Here is a 4,403-nt window from a genome sequence, read left to right on the forward strand (position 1 = left end):
GGCCGAACCATTGCTGAAGGAAGTGGATGCGCAGCATTGCCTCGACCGCGAACGGGGGACGGCCGCGCTTGCCTTCCGGGGCGTACGGAGCGATCAGCATCACCAGATCGGCCCATGGCACCACACGGTTCATCTCGTCCAGGAATTCGCGCTTGCGGGTGCGCTTGGTCGACAAGTTCAGTCCAAGGTCAGTTTGTTTCATGCGCCACATGCTCGCTGGCTCGACGATTCATTGCAAGCACATCCGCCGGCTAATTGTGCAGAGCATCCCTACCGCGATGAGTACTTCAGCAGCCTGCTAAGCTGCCAGACAATTTGCGATGGTGTTGTCCGCATATCCACTCTGCCCTCGATTCGCAATCAGCCCCTGCTTCTGAGCGGAATTCTTAACCACCTCGGAATAGGAAGCTGTACGCGCTTAGAGCTGGCGCGCCGCCTAGGTGGACGTATAGCACTCTTGAGCCTTTAGGAAATTCACCACCACGGACCATATCGATCAATGCGTGCATAGACTTACCCTCATACACTGGATCAGTCATTATGCCTTCATACCTGGCGCACGAACGGATTGCTTCGAGCGTACCTTCGGATGGTAGCCCGTACTCCGGTCCGCCGTAACGCGTGTCGAGCACGATGTCAGCATCAGTAATCTCGCGACCTAGGTCGACAAGCTGTGCGGTGTGGCGCGCGATTCGCACAATTTGCTCCCGAGTATGCTCGGGCCTTGCCGAAGCATCAACGCCAATCACGCGATTGGCGCGTCCTTCATCTGCAAAACCGACTGCCATGCCGGCTTGTGTGCTACCCGTAACAGAGCACAACAGGATATAGTCAAAGCGGAAGCCAAGTTCCGCCTCTTGCTCCCGAACTTCCTCGGCGAATCTAACAAAACCCAAGCCACCCAGGGGATGTTCAGAGCAACCAGCGGGAATCGGATATGGTTTTCCTCCATCATGAAGCACACTTTCTATTGCCTCTTTCCAGCTCTTTCGTATTCCGATATCGAAACCGTCGCCAACTAGGCGTACGTCAGCTCCCATAATGCGCGACATCTGGATATTCCCCACCCGGTCATAGACGGCGTCCGAGTAGTTAACCCAGTTTTCCTGGACCAGAACGCACTTGAGTCCAAGATGTGCTGCTACCGCCGCCACTTGCCTTGTCTGATTAGACTGTATGCCTCCAATCGACACCAGCGTGTCGGCACCCTGCTCTAGCACATCGGGAATCAAGTATTCAAGTTTTCGGGTTTTGTTTCCTCCAAAAGCTAGCCCACTATTACAGTCCTCACGCTTTGCGTATAGCCGGACCTGTCCTCCGAGATGCTCGCTCAGTCGCCTTAGAGGATGGATGGGGGATGGGCCAAATGTCAATGGGTAACGGGGAAAGCATTCGATCTTCATGGCGGAGCTCCGGCGTGATGGTAAGTTGTACTCGCGAGGGCAATTCGGGGACACTTTCTCTTGGATTATTTCCCAGTTCACAAACGAATTGACTCGAAAATGGAACGCGCGAGGCACTCTTGCAAAGCTCGCCAAATTTGAGCACCATAAAAGAATTGACTTCAATTTTTCGCGCATGAAAACCATGGGAACCACAACATTTCACACGACCACCCAACGCTAAGGTAAGCGTTGATGCACTAGATGGTATTGACAATCTTGAGAGCCATGCAGCAAGACGCATCGATCTCAAACCTGGCGCTGGCAGCGCATCTCAATCTAAGCCCGCCGGCGTGCTCTCGGCGCGTTGAACGACTCGAGAGGACTAGCCTCATCCGTAGCATCGTGGCGCTGCTGAATCCGGTGAAGCTAAGAGTTGGCATGCTGGTATTGATTCGCGTGGTCCTGGAACGTGCCACTCCCGAGTCCTTTTCGAAGTTTGAGGAGGCCGCGAGAAAAGTCACAGGCTGCATGGAATGCCATGTAGTAGCTGGGGAGTTCGACTATTTCATGATGGTCCGGACTCGGGATAGCGAGAGCTTTAACAGACTGCATTCTGAGCAACTTCTATACCTGCCCGGTGTACGACAACTCCGCTCCTTCATGACGCTCAAGGAAGTCCTATCGAGCACCCAGCTTCCGATTTTGATCTGAAGCGACTGTCGGTAAGTTTCAGCATCTGTTCAGGTCGGCTTGTAAAAAGCTACGCTGGCCATGTACTGCTTGGTTCCGGAGACAGGGCGGTGGCGTGCTTAGCCACTAGCAGCGCCTGAGCTCGAGGGCCTACCCGCGTCGCGTAACACTATTGCCGAAACTGAGCGCTTGCCTTTCGTTCTTCGGCCACTGCACAGTGGTTGTTGCGCCCCAGTTCAGTCGGTTTCCTCGTCGCGTTTCTCGGCATCAGTGGTTTCTCAATTTTGGCGTGAGCGTGTAGTGCCATGTACCTTTTTTCAGTGGCCTTTAAGACAAACATCTGCTCCTTTTGTCGCGAATGACACCTCGCTACTCGTCGAGTAGCCTGCCCGCATACCATCTCAGCATATTTTTTGCTGGTACGGAAGTTGCGAAGGTCTTAGCGGTCGCGTCGCTCCATACGCAACGTTTCGGTTAGTGTGGAGTGCCTTTGCTTGAAAGGAGGAATATGTATGACCGCTACACCTGTTCGTGATGAACTCGCCGACAACCCGTTCGCACGTCTCCAACACGAAGGGCGTCTTCTCAATGCAGTCTTCAAGGGTCGAACGACGAAGCCAAGGCGCGTTGGTTTTCGGGGCGAACTCGCGCTCCGCTTCGCCCCGCGGCTCGCCGACGAGGCACGGCCACCCGAACTGTGTTGCGAGCAGGTGATGGCTGTAGCCCATGCGGGTGATTCTCAGCTGCCATTCTTTTGCGGCTGGCTCTTGAGTTTCGAGCACTTACGGGACGTCGCCGAAGTGTTGGGTGACGCCTTGCACGCGCGCGGGAAGTACTTCCTTTTCTGCGACAATATCGATCTGACTAAGCGGTACCAAGTACCGTATAGGGGAGCAATGTTCTATGTACTGCCGATCGTTGAGTCCACTGTGTACAACGAGATGCTGGAGCTTCTGTACTTGGAAAAAAATGAGCTAAAAAAGCAAAGTACGGCAGCGAAGTTAGATGCTATAGCCGACGCCGGTTGCCGATTCGATTTGCCCTTTGACATTATCAGCTATGAAGAAGGAATCGAAGTAATGGGTCCGGTGCGCAATCCACATGAGAATCGACCAGTCTGACGTTTTTCATTGTGGCCTCTTGAAGTGTGACAATTCGTCTAACGGGATACAAAGATACAACCGGAGTGCAAGATGTCCCTGGAGAACACGATTGCCCCGTACGAGATCATAGGTGCTGAACGCCCCCGAAGTATCGAAGTATCGTGGAAAAGCCGTAGGCATGCGCCCCTTGTGATATGGCTGTCCAAGCATGGCTTCCACGACGCAGATTCAGTTGGCGTAAATGGCGTCACGCCGCTGATGGAGGCAGCGCTAGAGGGGAATGACCACATTGTCGCGACTTTGCTCTATGAGGGTGTACCTGTCGGCATGCTAGACGATGAAGAAAATAGTGCGCTCTGGTATGCGTGTTTGAACGGTTCGCCCAAAACCGTCCTCAGGTTAATCGAGGCCGGCCTCGAAATCGATCACACAAACGGAGATGACCTCACGTGTCTAATGCAGGCCGCTTCAAGTGGCCGGCTTGACGTTATGAGATTTTTGATGTCGCTAGGAGCAAATGAAAGGCTCGTAGCACCCGACGGGCGAAACGCCCTGGAAATGATGACTGATTGCGTAATGCGGAATGGCATCGACCATCGAACAAAGGCCATTCCGTTGGATACTAATTTTCTATGAAGAAGAGGCCGATGCCGCTATACGACTATGTCTGCTGCCAATGCGGTCTACGCTACGAAACGCTTGTACGCGCTAGCCAAAAGCCCGTGTGCCCGCAATGTGGCAGCGTGAGACTGACTAGGCAAGTCTCTGCGCCGTCCCCTCCCCTGAGTAGCAAGTCGCTCATCGCAGCCGCACGTCGGCAGGCGGCAAAGGAAGGACATTTCAGCAATTACACAGCGGAGGAACAACGGGAACTCCTTCGCCGGAGCTGAAAGAAAGAGGGGGACGACCGACACGTACGCCAGAGAGAGGCCGCTCACTTTCGCGAAGCCTTGCAACGATCCTCACGCCACCGCGCTCTTGGGCCGTCTTCTCCTCATATACGGATTTGAATGGCGATTGACCTAGCAGGCTGCTGAAGTACTCATCGCGCTAGCGATGAGTTTTTCCCCGCAAGGCGGGGAGCGCTGTTTTTCACAATCCGGAAGCCGGACGTCACTGCCTCGGCTTTTTCCGCGTTTTGGCGCCCATTCCGGCCTCATTAGCGCGATTACTGCAACTGCGGACGGATTTGTCCCAGCGAGCGCATGCGCACGAGGTGGTAGGC

The 4,403-nt window shown here is 54.3% G+C and carries 6 protein-coding genes; 4 read left to right on the forward strand and 2 right to left on the reverse strand.

All coding sequences use genetic code 11. The features are described 5' to 3' along the window. On the reverse strand, positions 1 to 202 hold a 202-nt coding region (locus A3AG_RS30985; RefSeq protein WP_167332252.1), incomplete at its 3' end, for a transposase. A 184-nt stretch (positions 203 to 386) separates the two neighbouring features. Next, complete coding sequence (locus tag A3AG_RS32425; protein WP_018003670.1) at positions 387 to 1,403, reverse strand: 1-aminocyclopropane-1-carboxylate deaminase; 1,017 nt, start codon at positions 1,401 to 1,403, stop codon at positions 387 to 389. Positions 1,404 to 1,646: 243 nt separating this feature from the next. On the opposite strand from A3AG_RS32425, the gene A3AG_RS0100355 reads away from it, so the two are divergent. The 4 genes from A3AG_RS0100355 (at position 1,647) to A3AG_RS32435 (ending at position 4,068) form a co-directional block, all read left to right on the forward strand. Further along, positions 1,647 to 2,096: an Lrp/AsnC family transcriptional regulator gene (locus A3AG_RS0100355; RefSeq protein ID WP_018003671.1), complete on the forward strand. Its 450-nt coding sequence runs from the start codon at positions 1,647 to 1,649 to the stop codon at positions 2,094 to 2,096. A 491-nt stretch (positions 2,097 to 2,587) separates the two neighbouring features. Continuing rightward, positions 2,588 to 3,196: a hypothetical protein gene (locus A3AG_RS0100360; RefSeq protein WP_025586805.1), complete on the forward strand. Its 609-nt coding sequence runs from the start codon at positions 2,588 to 2,590 to the stop codon at positions 3,194 to 3,196. A gap of 72 nt (positions 3,197 to 3,268) precedes the next feature. Beyond that, entirely contained in the window at positions 3,269 to 3,814 is a 546-nt protein-coding gene (locus tag A3AG_RS32430) for an ankyrin repeat domain-containing protein (RefSeq protein ID WP_081610655.1), read from the forward strand. 11 nt (positions 3,815 to 3,825) lie between these two features. Then, positions 3,826 to 4,068, forward strand: coding sequence for an FmdB family zinc ribbon protein (locus tag A3AG_RS32435; RefSeq protein WP_081610656.1), 243 nt, complete (start codon positions 3,826 to 3,828; stop codon positions 4,066 to 4,068). The last annotated feature ends 335 nt before the right edge of the window (positions 4,069 to 4,403 follow it).

This window comes from Cupriavidus neocaledonicus, assembly GCF_000372525.1.
Taxonomy (GTDB): Bacteria; Pseudomonadota; Gammaproteobacteria; order Burkholderiales; family Burkholderiaceae; genus Cupriavidus; species Cupriavidus neocaledonicus.